The sequence below is a fragment of the Exiguobacterium sp. BMC-KP genome (assembly GCF_001275385.1).
In the GTDB taxonomy this organism is placed as follows: domain Bacteria; phylum Bacillota; class Bacilli; order Exiguobacteriales; family Exiguobacteriaceae; genus Exiguobacterium_A.
In genome coordinates this window covers 92,498-110,712 of the sequence record NZ_LGIW01000011.1, presented here as the reverse complement: position 1 = coordinate 110,712, position 18,215 = coordinate 92,498, and the positions used below count along the sequence as shown (strand labels likewise).

Below are 18,215 nucleotides of genomic sequence, written 5' to 3'. Positions count from 1 at the left end.
ACGACATTCACTATATTTCATATGAGTAAAAAGCTAGTATTGATTCTACTTAAATCGGCTTATCAAAATATGGCTTCTTATCAATACCCCACGTAAAGATCTGTGCCCGTGTATGACGATTCGGATCGTACAAAGGGTCACCCTCAATTTCCGTGTAGGTCCGTGCATGATAGACAATAACGTCGCGTCCCTGCTCATCTATCGTAAAGCTATTATGTCCTGGTCCATATTGGCTAGCCGCATCGTTCGTCGCGAAGACTGGCCGCAATGACTTTTCCCAAACATCCGGATTCAGTGGATCATCGTCTTCTGAAGCACTCAACATACCCATGCAATAATTCTCATCCGTTGCACTAGCAGAATACGTAATGAAGATTTGTCCGTGACGCTTCAGGACTGCAGGTCCTTCGTTCACCAGAAAGCCTTTTGTCTCCCAATCAAGCTCTGGCTTTGTCAACATGACTTGCGGTTTTTGAATGGTCCAAGGATTCTTTAAAGAAGCGATATATAGGTTCGAGTTCCCTTCGATGAAAGGATCTTTTTGTGCCCATACTAAGTAATGAACATCTTGATGTTCGAACACGGTCGCATCAAGGGCAAATGAATCCCACTGTGTTTCAATTTGTCCTCGTTCTATCCATTCGCCTTCTAGCGGGTTGTCCGAACCATTCTCTAACACAAACATGCGATGATCAAAGAGTCCGTTTACAATTTCACGTGACTTCGCAGCTGCAAAATAAAGATACCATTTCCCATGAATATGATGTAATTCGGGTGCCCAAATCAGATCACTCATCGGACCAGTATCAGGTTTGACCCAAGCTGTCACCGCTTCTACATCTTTTAGTTCATGAAGAGATCTAGCACGACGCAATTCGATTCGATCGTATTCGGGAACGGATGCTGTGAAATAATAATAACCATCAGAATGAAGATACACCCATGGATCTGCCCGTTGCTCTAAAACAAGATTCCGATCCTCTGTCTGGTTCATCGTGTGACCTCCTTGTTGACCATCCTGTTTTTAAAAATAGGCATATCTCCCTGCCAAGAAAATGGTCGTATATACGTATGGCGATTCGGATCCCATAATGGATCACCTTCGATTTCTTTATAGTTCCGCGCATGATAGACAATTATATCGGTCCCATCTGCGAGTGTCGTGAAACTGTTATGACCTGGTCCGTATTCACAAATTGACTCATTTGTCGTAAGAATGGGTTGCGGGTATTTTTTCCAATGAGTGGCATCTAACATATCTTCTTTTTCATCGATACGAAGAAGACCTACACAATAGTTATGATTTGTTGCACTTGCCGAGAACGTCACATATATATGTCCATTCCGCTTCATAACAGCAGGTCCTTCGTTCACCAGAAAGCCGACTTTTTCCCATGAATATTCAGGTGTTGCAATCATGGTCTGGGGCCCTGTCAATGTCCAAGGATTCTCCATTTCAGAAATATAGAGATTGGAATTCCCTTCAATTTCAGGATCTTTCTGAGCCCAAATGTAATATAACCGGTTCTCATGCTCGAAAGTTGTTGCATCGAGGGCGAACGATTCTTTCCAAGTCTTGATTCGTCCTTTTTCCACCCATTCGCCTTCCAACGGATTGGCTGAACCATTCTCGAGAACGTACATGCGATGATCAAAAATAGCATCTTCACGTGCCGCCGCGAAATAGAGATACCATTTCCCTTGAATATAATGCAATTCTGGCGCCCAAATGTTGGCACTCATAATTCCAGTGGAGCGCTTCTTCCACACGACTTTCTCTTCTGCTCCAGTCAATTCCCCGAGCGTCTGAGCGCGACGTAGCGGAATCCCGCTAAAATCAGGTAAGGACGCCGTAAAATAATAATAGCCATCTGTATGACGCATGATCCATGGATCCGCGCGTTGTTCTACGATTGGATTTACGATTGTCTCTGTCATAATGAACGCTCCTCTGTTTCAAAGTGGGTCGTTTGTAAGCTCAACTGTTTTAACAGGGTGTGTCTTTCGCGAAGCCGATACGCTTCTCTCTTGCTACTCGCCAGGAGAAGGGGTGAAATACCGATTTCCTCTGGTCGAATCGGGGCTTGTAACGAATTAAAAACGGACTCCATCTTCTGTCGTGTCGGGAGCTGAGTCGCCCACTCCCCCATCTCCCTCGGTACAGTAGACTGCTCTTGAATCATCGTTTTATAGGTATCGATGAGTTCCATCGTCGCAATTGCAACTTTGGTGCCATGCAAGACCGCCGGACGTTCGTGTGTCAAGAAGTCCATCTCCCAGTAATGAGAGAGGTGGTGTTCTCCACCAGATGCAGGATGTGAGTGTCCAAAAATCAACATCGCAATTCCTGATAAAATCAATGAATCCATCAGCTGATCTAAACCTTCCGCTTTTTCTGCATAGATATCTGGTAGAGCTTTTACACAATCGAATAAAGCTTGTTCTGTCAATCGAGCAACTACAGGACAAAAGGGTTCTTGTCCATCAGAGGCACCAAAACGCCAATCCAGTAAGGAGGTGTACTTCCCAAGCATGTCGCCGACACCTGCCGCCACTAACGCACGAGGTGCATCACGGATAATGTCGCTTGGGATGAATACTGCAATTGGTGAGACGAGCTGATAGGTGATTTTCTTCCCTCTTATGATTAAGGGGGCTCCTTTTGAAGTAAATCCGTCCACTGAAGGAGCGGTCGGCACAGATAAGAATGGGATTTTTGCTTTCGCAGCACAAAACCGCGTCACATCATGAATGGTACCTGCTCCAAGTGCAATCAATGCATCCACACTATCATTCAGCTCGAGCATTACTTGTACAACTGCTAGTTCATCAGCTGCGACGTCCCCTTGTTTGTTCGGTGAGAGCGTGACTAAGGTGACATCAATTCCTACCGTCATCAATGCTTTCTGCAACGGGGAATAACCGACCGTCTGCGTAGTGACATCAGCGATGACGAGAAGATGCCGCCACTCTTTCTTCTGCACAAACTTGACTAGCGATTGCCACACCTTTTCCGAGGCATTGATTTGCTCAATCGAAATCGGATGGTGTGGATTTCCACAAAAACATGTAGCAACCTGCTTTTGTATCTGTTCGAGGTTCATCGACTGACTCCTTTCCCGACACGATATTCCGTTTCCCAGTGATACGTCTGCCCCGCCGATAATTGGATAGAAGGAAAATTACTGTGATGAACGGCGTCAGGAAGATGTTGAGGCTCCAGACAAACACCATAATATTTTCGAGAGCGTCCCTCACGTAACATCGTTTCTTCATTCATCTGGTTTCCTGAATAGAGCACGAGAGCAGGTGCAGTCGTAGACAACATCAAGGAGCGTTTACTTTCAGGATCGTACAGCGTCGCTTTTCGTTGGTCGTCGAATAAAAAAGGATGATCATAACCATTGACGAGTTGATTTTGTGGATGGCTTGAAGCTGGACCATCTCCCAGCATTCGTCCTGATCGGAAGTCGAAAGGGGTCTGATCGACATCCAATAGGCGACCTGTAGGAATCAAATCATTTCGAAGCTCAGCAAATTGATTAGCCGGTAACGTCAATTCATGCTGTAAGATATCTCGGTTTCCGCTACTTAGATTGAAATACGTATGATTTGTCATATCAACCACTGTATCTGTGTCACTGATTGCCTGATACGTAATCTTGACACCGTCTTTTAACAATACAAACGAAGCTCTGACATCGAGTGCACCCATATAGCCATTCTCACCATCAGGACTTACATACCGAAGAATGAGATGCGTATTGGATACGTCTTCCACTTTCCAGAATCGACAGTGGAAGCCATCTCCTCCGTGAAGATGATGTTTCCCTTCGTTTTGAGGCAAATGATACGTGGCACCGTCCATATCGAATGTTCCGTCCTCGATTCGCCCAGCCACACGGCCGACCGTCGCGCCCAAGTAATATGTGTCTGTCTTGTATTCTTCAACTGTATCGTAAGACAAGATGAGGTTTTTCCATCCCTCATCCTGAATCGAAAACTCTTGCAGGGTTGCTCCATATGTCAATATACGTAAACGACACATATCGTTCTCGAGCGTAAATGCCGTCTGATCTATTACTTCTTGTCGTTCCATCTCAAGTCGCTCCTTTTTCACCAAACCTTCACCGGACAATGCTTCGTTGCAAGGCGTGCCCGATAAGAGACATAGCATCCGCATTTCAAACAGGTATCGTCCTGGTAAAACGAACAGACTGCACATTGACGAAGACGTTCCTGATATTCAGCGTCCGTGACTTGTGCCATGACTTCCGCGTCGATGGTCAATAACCAATCAGTGTCTACTTCTGTTGGAGGACAAGTACGACACCGTCTTGTCTCGACGACTTTCATCTCAGCGAACCGCCAGTGTGATGACGCTCATCGCTGGAACATCCATGATGAGCTTCCCGTCTTCCGTCACCTTGACCTCATGCTCACGTGGCGCAACCACGTCTGGTTGTTCAAATGTATTATGGGCATTGAGATGATCTGCTGTTAAAATGCGCGCTGATACGTCCGAAATCGTACCCATTCCTCGCAGATCAATTTCGACCTTATCGCTGTTTTGATGATCGAGCTGGCAGAGGCTAATATGCAATACACCATCAGAATCGCGAGAAGCTGTCGCATTTACAGAAGGAATCGATTCTTCTTTGGATACATAGTCACGCGTGATGGCTGCTAGCTCGACACGTTCAGCATCTTGATGGACACGATACATCTCAAAGACATGGTATGTCGGCGTGAGAATGAACTGGTCTCCCTCCGTTAAAATCATCGCTTGAAGCACATTGACCATTTGCGCGATATTCGCCATGTGAACACGGTCATTATGCTTATGGAAGATATTGAAGTGAATTGCTGCGACGAGCGCATCCCGAATAGAGTTTTGTTGATACAAGAAGCCTGGATTTGTTCCTGGTTCAACGTCAAACCATGTTCCCCATTCATCGATGATGAGACCGACCCGCTTATCTGGATCATATTGATCCATGATTTGTCCATGCTTTGTGATCAGTTCATCCATGTAATAGGCACGTTTCAAGGTGAGGAACCATTCATCTTCCGTAAAGTCTAGCGCTGATCCCTTACCTAACCAAAAATCGCCTGGGATCGTGTAATAGTGAAGGCTGAGACCATCCATCATCGTACCCGCTTCACGCATAAGAACTTCAGTCCATTTATAATCATCAATGTTTGCACCACCAGCAATCTTGTAGAGTTGATTGCCTTCGTAGTTACGCACATAGGTCTGATAGCGTCGATATAGGTCGGCATAATATTCCGGACGCATATTTCCACCGCAACCCCAGTTCTCGTTACCAACACCGAAATACGTAAGCGACCATGGCTCTATACGGCCATTCTCCTGACGCCAGTTCGCCATCGGTGACTCACCATTGAACGTCATGTACTCCACCCATTCAGACATCTCTTGGACGGTTCCACTTCCCACGTTTCCACAAATATAAGGCTCACACTCTAGTAGTTCACAAAGACGCATAAATTCATGGGTTCCGAAATGATTGTTTTCAACGACGCCACCCCAATGTGTATTGACCATCCGTTTTCGGTTTTCATTCGGTCCGATACCATCTTTCCAGTGGTATTCGTCTGCAAAGCACCCACCCGGCCAGCGTAAGACCGGAATGTTCAATTTCTTCAATGCTGTTAGTACATCGTTCCGAATGCCATCTGTATTCGGTATGGTCGACTCCGGACCGACCCAAAGACCTTCATAAATACAACGCCCGAGGTGTTCCGCAAAGTGTCCATAGATATGTTTACTGATTTTACCTTTTGGTAAATCCACGTTGACGATCAATTGTGTTGCCGCTTCTTTTGTATTTAACGTTGATGTGACGAGTTGGTTATTCATAGTATCTCCTCCAAGAAAAGGGACCTAGCAAGGTCCCAATAAATTATGGTCGATAGTACAGTTCATTCCAACGTAACTCATTATTAAATCGAACCGTCTCCGTTTCTTTATCGATAACAGTAATTTCAATGTTCAGAAGTTCTGCGAAGTCGCGCAATTGTTCAGTTGTTACTTCGTACGAGTAACAAGTATGGTGCGCTCCCCCGGCTTGGATCCAGTTTTCGACAGCTTGAGCCATCGATGGTTCTGTTTTCCATAGAACACGTGCCACCGGAAGATTCGGCATTGCTTCCTCAGGTTGGATGCCCTCGACTGTGTTTACCAAGAGACGGAAGCGATGTCCTAAATCAATCAGACTAGCGTTTAGTGCCTTGCCATTCTGTCCTTCGAATACCATCCGCGCTGGCGCTTCACGATCTCCGATTCCGAGAGGATGAACTTCGATTCTAGGCTTATCGACCGCAATCGTCGGACAAATCTCGAGCATATGCGCTCCGAGTACCATCTCGTTGCCTGGTTCAAAATGATAAGTATAGTCTTCCATGAAAGATGTCCGTTCGTTGCTCGCCATGATTTTCATAAGTCGAACAAGTGCTGCGGTTTTCCAGTCTCCTTCTCCAGCAAACCCGTACCCTTGCTCCATCAATCGTTGGACGGCTAGTCCAGGTAGTTGATTGATGCCATGTAGGTCTTCGAAGGTTGTCGTGAAGGCCGTGTATCCACCTGCTTCAAGAAAAGCTTTCATGCCGAGTTCGATGCGCCCTTGATAGCGGACCGATTCCTGGAATGCTTCTTCTTCCATTCCAGGAATCGTCATTTCATACCGCGTGCGATATTCTTCCATCAAGTCATCTAAATCCGACTCCGATACCGCATTCATATAGGTGACGAGATCACCGACACCATACCCATCGACCGTCCAGCCCAGTTGAATCTGGGCTTCGACTTTATCACCTTCCGTCACCGCTACATTCCGCATGTTGTCACCAAAACGCGCGACCTTTAAGTTCTTACTTTCCGCTAACGCATGTGCCACATTCATCCAAGATGACATCTTTTGGCGTGTGAGTTCATCTTCCCAATGTCCGACGAGTACTTTTCGCTTCACGTTCATCCGACTTGTGATAAAACCATGTTCACGATCACCGTGCGCCGACTGATTGAGGTTCATGAAATCCATATCGATCGCATCCCACGGGATGTCACGATTGAACTGTGTTCCAAAATGAAGCAAAGGTTTTTGTAACACACGCATCCCACTGATCCACATTTTCGATGGTGAGAAGGTATGCATCCATGTGATCACACCGGCACAGGCATCATCAGCATTCGCCCGCAACATCATCTGCCGAATTTCTTCTGCATTTTTGACGACTCCCTTGTAAACAATTCGATCTCGGAAGACATCCGCTGCATCTAATCCTGAGACCATCTCTTTCGAATGTGTTTCGACTTGACGAAGTACCTCCTCACCGTAGAGCATCTGGCTTCCTGTCACGAACCAAAATTCGTGTGTATTTGCTGTCAACATTTAAAATCCCCCTCATCTAGCTATGTGCACCTATCATTTCTGACCGTAGTAGGCGTTTTCTCCATGTTTGCGCAAGTAGTGTTTATCTAAGATGCTTTGTTTGATGGGTGCTAATCCTGGATTCAGATTCAAGGCATGAATACCCATCTTGGCTACTTCCTCAAGTACGACTGCATTGTGTACGGCTTCATCCGCATCCTTGCCCCAACAAAAAGGTGCATGATTTGCGACCAGTACACCGGGTACGGCAACAGGTTCTAAATGCAGTTCGTTCAGCGTCTCAATGATGACGTTTCCGGTTTCCAGCTCGTACGCCGTCTCGATCTCTTCATCAGATAATTCACGTGTACACGGAATTTCTCCGTAAAAGTAGTCGGCATGTGTCGTCCCAAAGGCAGGAATCGCTCGCTTTGCTTGCGCCCAGCTCGTCGCCCAAGGGGAATGCGTATGGACAATGCCTCCTATCTCAGGCAGAGCCCGATACAAAGCCAAATGTGTTGGCGTATCAGAAGATGGACGAAGATTGCCCTCGACGACGTTGCCTTCTAAATCGACTACGACCAAATCCTCTATCGCCAAAGCATCATACGGGACACCGCTCGGTTTGATGACGACCAAACCCGCATTTCGATCAATCCCACTAACATTCCCCCACGTAAAGGTGACCAAGTCATGCTTCGGTAATGCTAGGTTCGCTTCAAGCACTTCTTCTTTTAATTGACGACTCACCATACTGGTTCCCCTTTCTGACGTGACGCTTCCGCCTTAATTTTCTTTAATCGCTTCATCACATCATTTTCTCCACGACCGAAATAATCGTATAGCTTCGTGTATTCAGCAAACAGCGCCTCATACACTTCAACGTTTTCTGGAATCGGAAGATATGTTTTTTCTTTTACACGTCCCATCTTCGTCGCTGCTTCAGTGATGGTGGCATAACCACCTCGTTCTGCTCCTGCGGCTACGGCACCGAACATAGCAGATCCTAAAGCTGGAGTTTGAGAAGAGGCTGAAATCTTGATCTCCATGTTTAGGACGTCGGCATAAATCTGCATCATCAAGGCATTTTTCTCCGCAATTCCTCCTGCAGCGTATACTTCATGGACGGGAACACCACTTGTTCGAAATGCTTCGACAATCGTTCGCGTGCCATAAGCAGTCGCTTCGATCAATGCGCGGTAGATATCTTCTGGTTTCGTCAGTAATGTTGCACCTAGAAGTACGCCCGTCAGATTCGTATCTACCAGTGTAGAACGATTTCCGTTCCACCAATCAAGAGCGATCAATCCATGTTCGCCGACGCGTTGCATCGTTGCCTTATCGGTCAATAATTGGTGCGCACTAACTCCTTGAATGTTTGCTTCTTGCAAATAATCACTTGGTACACAGTTTTCAATGAACCATTCGAAATGATCTCCGACACAGGACTGACCAGCTTCATATCCCATTAACCCCGGTAGGACTCCGTCTTCGACGATACCGCACATACCGGGTACGACCTGTTCCTCTTCACCAAGCAGGATATGACAAGTAGACGTTCCCATTACCATCAACAACTTACCAGGTTCCGTGATCCCGACCGCAGGTACTGCAACATGAGCATCTACATTCCCTACGGCAACGGCAGTTCCCGGAAGGAGACCGATTCGTTCTGCAAAGGATATTGTTAATTCTCCTGCTTTGGCACCGATGGGTGCGATGTCATTGGAAAGCTTCTCTTCGACTACGTTCTCGAGTCGTGGATCTAACGCTTTGAAAAACTCTTTAGAAGGATAGCCTTCCTGTTTGTGCCAGATCGCTTTATAGCCAGCCGTGCAACTATTTCGTACCACTTTTCCAGTTAGCTGAGAAACGACCCAATCCGTCGCCTCTAAAATTTCGTGAGCAGCCTCGTAAATGGAGGGTGCCTCGTTTAGGATTTGCCAGACTTTCGGGATCATCCATTCAGATGAAATTTTCCCGCCGTAGCGCTTTAGGAATGGTTCTTCTCGTTCACTCGCAATACGGTTCAAAGCGTCTGCCTCATCTTGAGCTGCATGATGCTTCCACAACTTCACATAGCTATGCGGATTATGTTGATACTCTTCACGGAAGCACAACGGATTCAAATCGACATCGATCGGTAGAATCGTACAAGCTGTAAAGTCGATACCAAGCCCAATGACTTGTTCCTTCGTGATACCTGCCTCTTTGACAACTGCGGGGATCGTCAATTCCAGGACCTCTAAATAATCACGCGGATGTTGGAGTGCCCAGTCATGTTCAAGCCGTGTTTTTCCATCAGGCAAAAATTGATCTATTACTCCATGTGTATATGGTTTGACTGCAGTCGCCACTTCATGACCTGTTTCGACGTCAATCAAGACGGCTCTACCTGATTGCGTGCCATAATCAATTCCGATTGTATATTTCGACATTTCATCACCCTACTCCCAAAAAGAATACGCTTACATTTCAGAAGAAAAAATAAAGTGTGTGGGCACTCCCTCATTTTCATCCGGACAAATATTCAAAATTCGTGTAGAAAACTTAAATAAACAATAAATTTGTACGTATAACTTACACTATGATTGTATCAATTATTTAGGAATAAGCAATCATTTTTCAGAAAAATACGCATTTATTTACGTTTTTTTCTAATTATCAAACTGTTAATCTTCTTTAATATAGTTATTTGTCCGTACAAATAATTAATTTAACGTTTTTTTGTCCAAACTGCTGTTCCGTCCTCACTAAGACCTGTCATGATGATCGTGGATTTCCAATTTTCCCAATCCCACGCCGCACCGACCCGTAACTCATACCTCTCTTGCCCAATGCGTAGACTAAGGATGTCCCCCTTTAATTGCCACGAACCTTCCTCATCAAGAAGAGTGCCCTCTTTTTGCAACTTCAGCTTTCTTGATTGTTGCTGACCATCATCAAATCGTGGAAAAATAATGATTTCCCATTCTCCAACGATCTGGTCTTTTTGAACACTGATATTCTTTTCACCTGCGTATCGTTCAGGCGAAACCACTGGCCAACCCTCTTTTGTCCAATACACTTTTCGGACCTGCAATTGCGACCAATAGATATCTTCGCTTGGTCGAGCTTGATGGATAATAAAAGTATCTTCTCCATCCTGTAAAAATGCAGAATGACCGGTCCCCACGTAACCGTCGTCTCCCCCAAAACGGTAGGAGCCAACAATTTTTAAACCAGTATCAAATGATTCATCCGAAGTATCCCGTAAATCACGCCCGCGAGAATCAACATAGGGTCCATCGAGCGATTTTGATCGCCCAATTCTTACGTTATATGAATCTTCTAACCAACCATATGAAACCATCAAGTAGTAATAACCTGTTTTTGCGTTGTATAGAATTTCTGGACCTTCTATTCCCATCGTCATATCTTTTCGCTTAGCAAGTAACTTACCTTCTGATGACTTCTTCATCAATTTGCCCGTATTCGGATTGATTTCCGTCAAGAAGATACCACCAAAATAGGATCCATACGTCATCCACCATTTTCCTGTTTTGTCTTGGAGCACGTGAGGGTCAATCGCATTGACCGTTTTTCCATCCCCTTCTTTAGACGCGATGACGACTCCTTGATCGCGCCATGGTCCTTCAACATTTGAAGCGCTCGCCATACCAATGTATGAAGTACGACTCCCAACTTTTGAGACAGAATAGTAGAGGTAGAATGTGTCTTTGATTTTCGTAATGGAGGGCGCCCAAAATGTATTTCCTCCTGTCCAATTGAACGCTTCTTGAGAGACTTCATCAAATACACGACCTGTGAATTGCCAATTAATGAGATCTTTTGATTTCCGAACCTGGATGCCCGGTGTCGGTGCACCTCCTACCATATAATCTGTCGAGAACACATAGTAGGTATCACCTTCCTTTATGATTGCCCCATCATGCGTAAAGTTTGTTGTCCACTTCTTTTCTTGATTCAAAACATCGGGTTGTACATCCATTACCTTCTTATCGAATGGCGCTTTCGGTAAATCCAAATCCTGAAGCGATGCATTGGTAGACCACCAAAAATAAGCGCAACCTACAATGAACAAGACAACCATCCCCATCACCATATTTTTCATACTGTTTTCCTCCTTTAATCACAAACACCCGTCTTAAGCAAAGACGGGTGTTCCATTTTTTCATTACCCCTCACCCTTTAACACCAGAAATGGCAATCGATTCGATGATTTGCTTCTGAAAAATCATGAAGACGACTAACATCGGTAATAATGCGACAACAGACGCCGCCATGATTAACGGATAATCACTTTGGATGGCATAGGATGCATTAAAATTGGCGATGACCAATTGTAAGGTTTGTTTCTCGGGAGAGTTGAGATAAAGAATTGGACCGAGATAATCGTTCCAGATAGCCATGAACCATAGAATTAATTGTGCGGCTACAGCGGGCTTGATCAACGGGAAGACGATTTTATAAAAGATTTGAAAATAAGAACACCCGTCAATTTTTGCAGCTTCGATGATAGAATTCGGAATACTGTTCAAGAACTGACGTAAGAAGAAAATCATGAAAATATTTCCGAATAAACCAGGTACGATCAACGGAAGAAGTGTATCGACCCATCCGATTTCTGAGAACATCATAAACTGTGGAATCATCAGGACAGGGTACGGAATCATGACAGACGCAAACAAGAGAAGGAAGATTTTATTCTTCCCCCTAAAATTCAACTTAGCGAACGCAAATGCCGCGAGACTCGAGGTGAATGTTCCAACGATCGTGACAGATAGGGCGACAATCAGACTGTTTGATATACCAGACAAGAGCGGACCCATATTCCAAATCTCAAAATACTTATTGAACGATATGTCGGTAGGAATCCACACGGGCGGAAGTGAAAACACTTCATCTTTCGATTTCAGAGAGGTTGACACCATCCATAATAAGGGTGCGATCATGACGATTGCACCCATCGTCAGAAAGATAAAGACGAAGATATCAGTAATCCGATCTTTTTTCTTCACGGACATCGTCTCTACATTTTCTTTTTTACGGGTAAGAGCTAACTGCATGGTCATTCTCCTTTCTAAGGTATTAACGCCTCAATCCAAGTCAAATGATGATTTTTCGTTCATACGGAATTGGAACAAGGTAACGATGAAAATGAAAAGACCGAGAACGAGCGCCATTGCTGAAGCATAACCGAGCTGGAAGTTTCCAAAGGATTTTTGCCAAATGTAGAAGACGGCAGAAGCAGATGAATACTCCGGTCCTCCTGTCGGTGTCATGACGTTGATTTCCGTAAAGATTTGCGCACCACCAATAATATTCGTCACGATGATGAAGAAGGTGACAGGTTTAACCATCGGGAGTGTAATATACCAAAAACAGTGCCAGGCATTCGCACCATCTAATTTCGCCGCTTCATAATAGGAACGCGGTACACTCTGCAAGGCTGCCAAATACAAGAGCATCGTATAGCCAAGACCTTTCCAAATTGCCATGACGATCAACGCCGGTTTAACGGTATTAGCATTTTGGAGCCAGTTTGGACCATCGATACCGATTAAGTCTAAGAACTGATTCACCAAACCATAATCACCGTTATATGCCCACTGCCACAAAATCGAGACAGCGGCGATGGAAGAAATGACGGGAATGTAATAGATAACCCGGAACGTATTTGTACCAAAAATCCCTCGATTCAAAGCGAGGGCAAGTAATAACGCTAATACGATACCAATGGGAATCCCAATCATCATGAACAGCGTGTTGTACATGGCTTTATAGAAATACTCGTCTTGGAACACGTTAATGAAATTTTCAAGACCAATAAACTTCATTTGTCCAAGTCCGTTCCAGTTCGTGAATGCACCATAGAAGGAATACATTAACGGAATTAAAGCAAACAGAAAGAACCCAATTATCGGAGCCGCAACGAATAGGTAAGCATACCGTTGCTCCGTACGATATAACTTGGAAATCGGTTTTGTCTTCATTGTCTTCCATCCTTTCTACACTAGAGATTCAGGTGGCGACTTACGCCACCCGACTCATTACCTCTAGTTAGTTCGCCTGTTTCTCTTGAGCGATGGCATCATCTAGCAACTTTTGCATTTTTGGTTGCTCTTTTTCCACATAGTCTTCCACTGATGTTTTTCCATCGAGGACAGGCTGGATGTTTTTGAAGAACTCGTCATACCATTCAGCAGTGTATGTTTTTTCTGCTGGCATACCGCGTCCGTAATCATTGATCAAATCAAGGAACTCCTGTTTATTAGCAGGTTTAATGGATGTGTCTTCTACCCAATTTTTAGCGATTTTCATGCTGTTCGGTAATTGTACTTGTGCATCTACCAAAGCCTGTTGTCCTTCTTGATTGGCAGATAAGTACATGGCTAGTTCTGTCGCTTCTTTTTTATGTTGCGTCGTTGACCCTACACCGATTCCGAGTGATCCAACCCAACCAGCTGCTTTCCCTGTTGATCCTGCTGGCCATGGAAGAAGGTCATATTCGAACTTTAATTGATCTTTGAAAGCTGCCATATCCCAAGGACCGACTGGGAAGAACGCCAGTTGCCCTTTCATCCACCGTTGATACGTATCGAGTGTTTGTGACTCTCCAATAGATGGAGTTACTTTATGTTTTAACTGCTGGTCCACAAAAAATTGTAGGGCTTCGATGAATTTTGGATCGTCAATCGTTACCTTCGTTCCCTCTTCATTGATCCAGTCTGCCCCATTACTCCAGACGAATGGTTGCAATGCCCAGTTCACGTTAAATCCAGTGCCATACTGATCCAATTTCCCATCACCGTTCGTATCCTTCGTTAACTTCTTAGCTACCTGAATAAACTCATCCCACGTGTATGGTTTGTCTTTATCCGGAAGTGATACCTTTGCTTTTTCGAACATCGTCTTATTATAGCCGAGCGCAAATGGTCCTAAATCTTTTGGAAGACCGTAAATAGCGCCTTTGCCAAGCACCTTTCCATCATACCGGTATTTATCAACACCTTTTTTCCAGATATCCTCTAACTGGATGTCCTTCGATCCTTCGACGTTCTTTGTGATATCTAGTAGTACACCCGAGTTCACGTAAGCTTTGACTTGAGCCGGATTGTAGAAAAAGACATCGGGTACTTTACGTCCTGCGATAGCAGATTTTAATTTTGTATCATATTGGTCCGGAGCTGTTTGTACCATTGTCACTTTCACGTCTTTATTGGCTTCTTCAAATCGTTTCACTGTTGCTTTGTACGCTTTTAGCTCTTCAGGATTCCCGCGAAACATGAATGTGAGTTCGACTTTTCCATCCGCACTTTTACCATCTCCTGAACAACCAGCTAATGCTATTGATGTCGTCATCAAGGCAGTCATTGTAAGCGCAAACATCTTCTTTGTTTTAAGGTTCATTGTGAATTCCTCCAGTGCTTTAATTTTCAATGTCAAAGCGGAATTAAGATGTACGTACATATTTATTTAAGCAAATACGATATTTTTTATAGCGAAGCCCACACAACGCTATAACAAAAGACAATTAAAACAAGTTAAATGGACAATGAAAGCGTTTTCTGCACAATTTGAGTCTATTACACACATTCGGACATGTCAATTTGATTTTTTGTCATTTATTTCTTTTTTGTACGTACATTTAAATGATTTATCGATTGATTTTCTCTTAAATCCATAGCAAACCGGACAAATCTTTGCTAATATGTAAGTACTATCATATCTTGTACGGATAAGTTTGCTGATACAAGAGAGAAAGCAGGGACGCCTTATGGCACAACGGACAAAATATAGCATCGTGAAGAATCATATACTTGATTGGATTAAGGATGGCACAGTACATCCTGGTGAAAAAATTCCTCCTGAAAGTGAACTTGTACAATCTTTCCAAGTTAGTCGGCACACGATTCGCCAAGCAGTTGGAGAGCTTGTGAATGAAGGCTATTTGTACCGCGAACAAGGTTCAGGAACTTACTGCTCCCACGTACTTCCTAAACCAGAAGCTGAGGTAATCGAGCGCTCTAATAACGGCAAGAATATCGGTGTGATTACAACCTATATGTCTGATTACATCTTTCCATCCATCATTCGAGGAATCGAATCTCATTTAGCTTCGAAAGGATATACTCTGACACTTTCGTGTACAGACAATGATGTAGAGAAAGAACGTCAATGCCTCGAAATGATGTTAGATCGTCAAGTTGATGGATTAATTGTTGAACCAACCAAAAGTAGTAACCATAATCCGAACATCAAATATTATCTAGAACTTGAGCAACAAAACATCCCCTACTTGATGATTAACCAGTATTACTCCCAATTGATGCCTCCTCATCTCATGATGGATGACGAAAGAGGTGGATTTTTAGCAGCAGAACATTTAATCAATCTTGGTCATGAACGTATCATGGGCTTATTTAAAACGGATGATTTACAGGGAGTTTATCGAATGCGCGGATTCCTCCGTGCGTTTCGTGAGTACAATATTCCTTTAGAGTCAGAATTGATCATCACTTATACCACGGAAGAGTTAGTTCCAAGTTTCTATGATTCGATTGGACGCCTCTTCGAGAGTGAGGATCATCGTCCAAGTGCTGCGGTTTGCTACAATGATCAACTAGCCTTAAGTGTCTTGGATCAGTTAAGGAAGCTACGTCTATCTGTCCCGCAAGATATCTCCCTTGTAGGTTATGATGATTCCGTCCTTGCAGTGGCCACAGAAGTGAAGTTGACTTCGATCATCCATCCGAAACAAGAACTTGGACGTGCTGCAGCAGAACGGATCATCGCAGCAGTGGAGAAAAAAGAAGCCCCTTCCTCTCACATTTATGAACCGGAACTAATTATTCGTAACTCAACAGCACCATTTAATCGTCTCGAATCTAAATCTGGTTAATTTTTGAGGAGAACGTCGGGGGAGGTACTTATGAACTTAAAGCATGAACAAAACAAGCTATTTCAACTTCTTGAATTTACTACCGGACTCGTACAATTGAACTTCATTTTCTTCATCACCCTTTTACCAGTCATCACGATCTTTCCATCTCTGTATGCACTAACTGCCGTCACGAGACAATGGTCAGTGCATAAAGATTACAGTGTTTTTCGATCCTACATTCATTTTTTTAAAGAAGCGTTGCAGTATCATTTAAAGTTCGGCATTTTGTGGACCTTCATCTTACTGTTCTTACTGATTGATTTTTTAATCATTCGTCACCTCGAAACGGGACAGACTCTTTTATTTACAGGTCTCTCAATTGTCAGCTTGTCCTTTTTAGCTATTTCCGTTTTCTTATTTCCGATTCTCTCGCATTATGAGCTGAATAAAAAGGATGCGCTTAAGTTAGCCCTTTTTAGTTTAGTACGTTATGGGTATGTTTTATTGCTTTCGTTTCTTTTACTCACGACATTGAGTGTATTGGCATATCAATCACCTCTCTATTTATTGTTCGGCTTCTCGTTCGTTATATTTCTTACAACTAAACTATATTTACATCAGCTGGATCGCACAATGCTTAAATCATAATTATCGTTGTGAATGATATCTCATCAAATATGAGTATGCCAAAAATCGATGGCCATTCTTTTAGATAAGTAAACAATTAAAAAATAAAGTGATTGATATTCATGGGAGATACTAATTGGTCACAAGCATCTATTCCTTGGGTATCTGAAAATCACGAAAAAACAGCACTGAAACTATTAAAGTTTCAGTGCTGTTTTTTTGTATGTGTATTTATATACAGTAAATAAGATCGTATTACCATTTTTTTGATTATTCTTATATGTATTCGCACGATAGACATCAATGTTACGTTCATACTTATGCACCATAAAGGATTTATTCCCTATTTCAGATCTATACTCCAAGTCGTCATGCCTCTTACCATATCTAACACATCTTTCTCAATTTTAAAAAGCGGTGTGTTACACATAATTATACAGTCAGTAAATTATATATATCTATTGCATTCTTAATTCCGTTGACAATAATTCATACAATAAGTGAATTGAAGTTTAATTTATATCTGATAAAACATCCATTTTTTCGCAAAAATCTATAATCAACTTATTACATCACTAACTAAACTGTAAAAAGTATTTGACATTTATCAGTGAAGATACTAATATTAAAGTGTAAAAAGTATTTGACATTTTTTTCGGGGGGAACCATTTGAATAATATTATAAAATCCAAAAGAAAAGAATTGGGCATTTCTCAAAATGAACTTGCACAATCCTGTAATGTTAGTCGGCAAACCATAAATGCAATTGAAAATAATAAGTATGATCCTACACTACAATTAGCTTTTAAAATTTCTGAGGTGCTAGAAACACGCATTGATATCTTATTTCTTTTTGGACAGGAGAATAGTCATGAATAAAAAAAATAAAACTATCGTATTTTTAATTTCTTTTATCGTATTAACAGGTGGAGTAATTACAAGCATGGTAATCGAGAATTATATAAACTTCTTCTCCATTGTACAGCTTGCCTTGTTGTTGATTATGTTTTTCTCATATTTTACTTGGTCGCAATCAGGGAAAGATGAAAAGCTTATTCCAAACGATGAATTAGGAAAAAAGGTGACATTGGAAAGTTCGTCGATTAGCTATAAAATTTTAACAATTTTAATTTTTCTATTTATTTGTTTTGATAAATTCAAGGACGGAGAACCAAATATTGATCTTATAATAATTTTCGCTTTAGCTTTAGTTATTCTGCCAATCATCGAATTCTTTAAAGCAAAATCATACAATTAATGTTTTCACAATAACTTCCATGCTTATTTTAAAACAACAAATTATTTAC

17 protein-coding genes are annotated in these 18,215 nt (G+C 42.8%); 4 read left to right on the top strand and 13 right to left on the bottom strand.

Going from position 1 to position 18,215, the window contains the following annotated elements; translation table 11 throughout:
- Window positions 1-49 precede the first annotated feature (49 nt).
- The 13 genes from ADM98_RS00955 to ADM98_RS00900 form a co-directional block, all read right to left on the bottom strand.
- Window positions 50-994: a glycoside hydrolase family 43 protein gene (locus ADM98_RS00955; RefSeq protein WP_053451849.1), complete on the bottom strand. Its 945-nt coding sequence runs from the start codon at window positions 992-994 to the stop codon at window positions 50-52.
- Window positions 991-1,938, bottom strand: coding sequence for a glycoside hydrolase family 43 protein (locus ADM98_RS00950; RefSeq protein ID WP_053451848.1), 948 nt, complete (start codon window positions 1,936-1,938; stop codon window positions 991-993). Before ADM98_RS00950 ends, ADM98_RS00955 begins: the two co-directional genes overlap by 4 nt.
- The gene (locus tag ADM98_RS00945; protein WP_053451847.1) at window positions 1,935-3,104 is read right to left on the bottom strand and encodes a sn-glycerol-1-phosphate dehydrogenase; all 1,170 of its coding nucleotides are present in this window, start codon (window positions 3,102-3,104) and stop codon (window positions 1,935-1,937) included. Before ADM98_RS00945 ends, ADM98_RS00950 begins: the two co-directional genes overlap by 4 nt.
- Window positions 3,101-4,099 carry an aldose epimerase family protein gene (locus ADM98_RS00940; RefSeq protein ID WP_053451846.1) on the bottom strand — a complete coding sequence of 333 codons (999 nt, stop codon included), beginning with the start codon at window positions 4,097-4,099 and terminating at the stop codon, window positions 3,101-3,103. The genes ADM98_RS00945 and ADM98_RS00940 overlap by 4 nt, the downstream gene beginning before the upstream one ends.
- 17 nt (window positions 4,100-4,116) lie before the next feature.
- Window positions 4,117-4,356, bottom strand: a complete 240-nt coding sequence (locus ADM98_RS17285; protein ID WP_160315905.1) for a DUF6171 family protein — start codon at window positions 4,354-4,356, stop codon at window positions 4,117-4,119.
- Between the two features lies 1 nt (window position 4,357).
- Window positions 4,358-5,884: an alpha-N-arabinofuranosidase gene (locus tag ADM98_RS00935; RefSeq protein WP_053451845.1), complete on the bottom strand. Its 1,527-nt coding sequence runs from the start codon at window positions 5,882-5,884 to the stop codon at window positions 4,358-4,360.
- 43 nt (window positions 5,885-5,927) lie between these two features.
- Window positions 5,928-7,415 carry an L-arabinose isomerase gene (gene araA / locus ADM98_RS00930; protein WP_053451844.1) on the bottom strand — a complete coding sequence of 496 codons (1,488 nt, stop codon included), beginning with the start codon at window positions 7,413-7,415 and terminating at the stop codon, window positions 5,928-5,930.
- Window positions 7,416-7,448: 33 nt separating this feature from the next.
- On the bottom strand, window positions 7,449-8,147 hold the full coding sequence (araD, locus tag ADM98_RS00925; RefSeq protein ID WP_053451843.1) for an L-ribulose-5-phosphate 4-epimerase: 699 nt from the start codon (window positions 8,145-8,147) through the stop codon (window positions 7,449-7,451).
- The gene (gene araB / locus ADM98_RS00920) at window positions 8,141-9,832 is read right to left on the bottom strand and encodes a ribulokinase (protein WP_053451842.1); all 1,692 of its coding nucleotides are present in this window, start codon (window positions 9,830-9,832) and stop codon (window positions 8,141-8,143) included. Before araB ends, araD begins: the two co-directional genes overlap by 7 nt.
- Before the next feature lie 278 nt (window positions 9,833-10,110).
- Complete coding sequence (locus ADM98_RS00915) at window positions 10,111-11,508, bottom strand: arabinan endo-1,5-alpha-L-arabinosidase (protein WP_053451841.1); 1,398 nt, start codon at window positions 11,506-11,508, stop codon at window positions 10,111-10,113.
- 70 nt (window positions 11,509-11,578) lie between these two features.
- Entirely contained in the window at window positions 11,579-12,421 is an 843-nt protein-coding gene (locus ADM98_RS00910) for a carbohydrate ABC transporter permease (protein ID WP_082318466.1), read from the bottom strand.
- Window positions 12,422-12,493: 72 nt separating this feature from the next.
- The gene (locus ADM98_RS00905; RefSeq protein WP_053451839.1) at window positions 12,494-13,390 is read right to left on the bottom strand and encodes a carbohydrate ABC transporter permease; all 897 of its coding nucleotides are present in this window, start codon (window positions 13,388-13,390) and stop codon (window positions 12,494-12,496) included.
- Window positions 13,391-13,457: 67 nt separating this feature from the next.
- Window positions 13,458-14,807: an ABC transporter substrate-binding protein gene (locus tag ADM98_RS00900; RefSeq protein ID WP_053451838.1), complete on the bottom strand. Its 1,350-nt coding sequence runs from the start codon at window positions 14,805-14,807 to the stop codon at window positions 13,458-13,460.
- Window positions 14,808-15,174: 367 nt separating this feature from the next.
- On the opposite strand from ADM98_RS00900, the gene ADM98_RS00895 reads away from it, so the two are divergent.
- From ADM98_RS00895 to ADM98_RS00880, 4 genes are all read left to right on the top strand, one after another.
- Window positions 15,175-16,299, top strand: coding sequence for a GntR family transcriptional regulator (locus ADM98_RS00895; RefSeq protein WP_053451837.1), 1,125 nt, complete (start codon window positions 15,175-15,177; stop codon window positions 16,297-16,299).
- 30 nt (window positions 16,300-16,329) lie between these two features.
- Window positions 16,330-16,929: a DUF624 domain-containing protein gene (locus ADM98_RS17705; protein ID WP_053451836.1), complete on the top strand. Its 600-nt coding sequence runs from the start codon at window positions 16,330-16,332 to the stop codon at window positions 16,927-16,929.
- Window positions 16,930-17,577: 648 nt separating this feature from the next.
- Window positions 17,578-17,787 carry a helix-turn-helix transcriptional regulator gene (locus ADM98_RS00885; RefSeq protein ID WP_053451835.1) on the top strand — a complete coding sequence of 70 codons (210 nt, stop codon included), beginning with the start codon at window positions 17,578-17,580 and terminating at the stop codon, window positions 17,785-17,787.
- Window positions 17,780-18,166, top strand: coding sequence for a hypothetical protein (locus tag ADM98_RS00880; protein WP_053451834.1), 387 nt, complete (start codon window positions 17,780-17,782; stop codon window positions 18,164-18,166). Before ADM98_RS00885 ends, ADM98_RS00880 begins: the two co-directional genes overlap by 8 nt.
- Window positions 18,167-18,215: the final 49 nt, after the last annotated feature.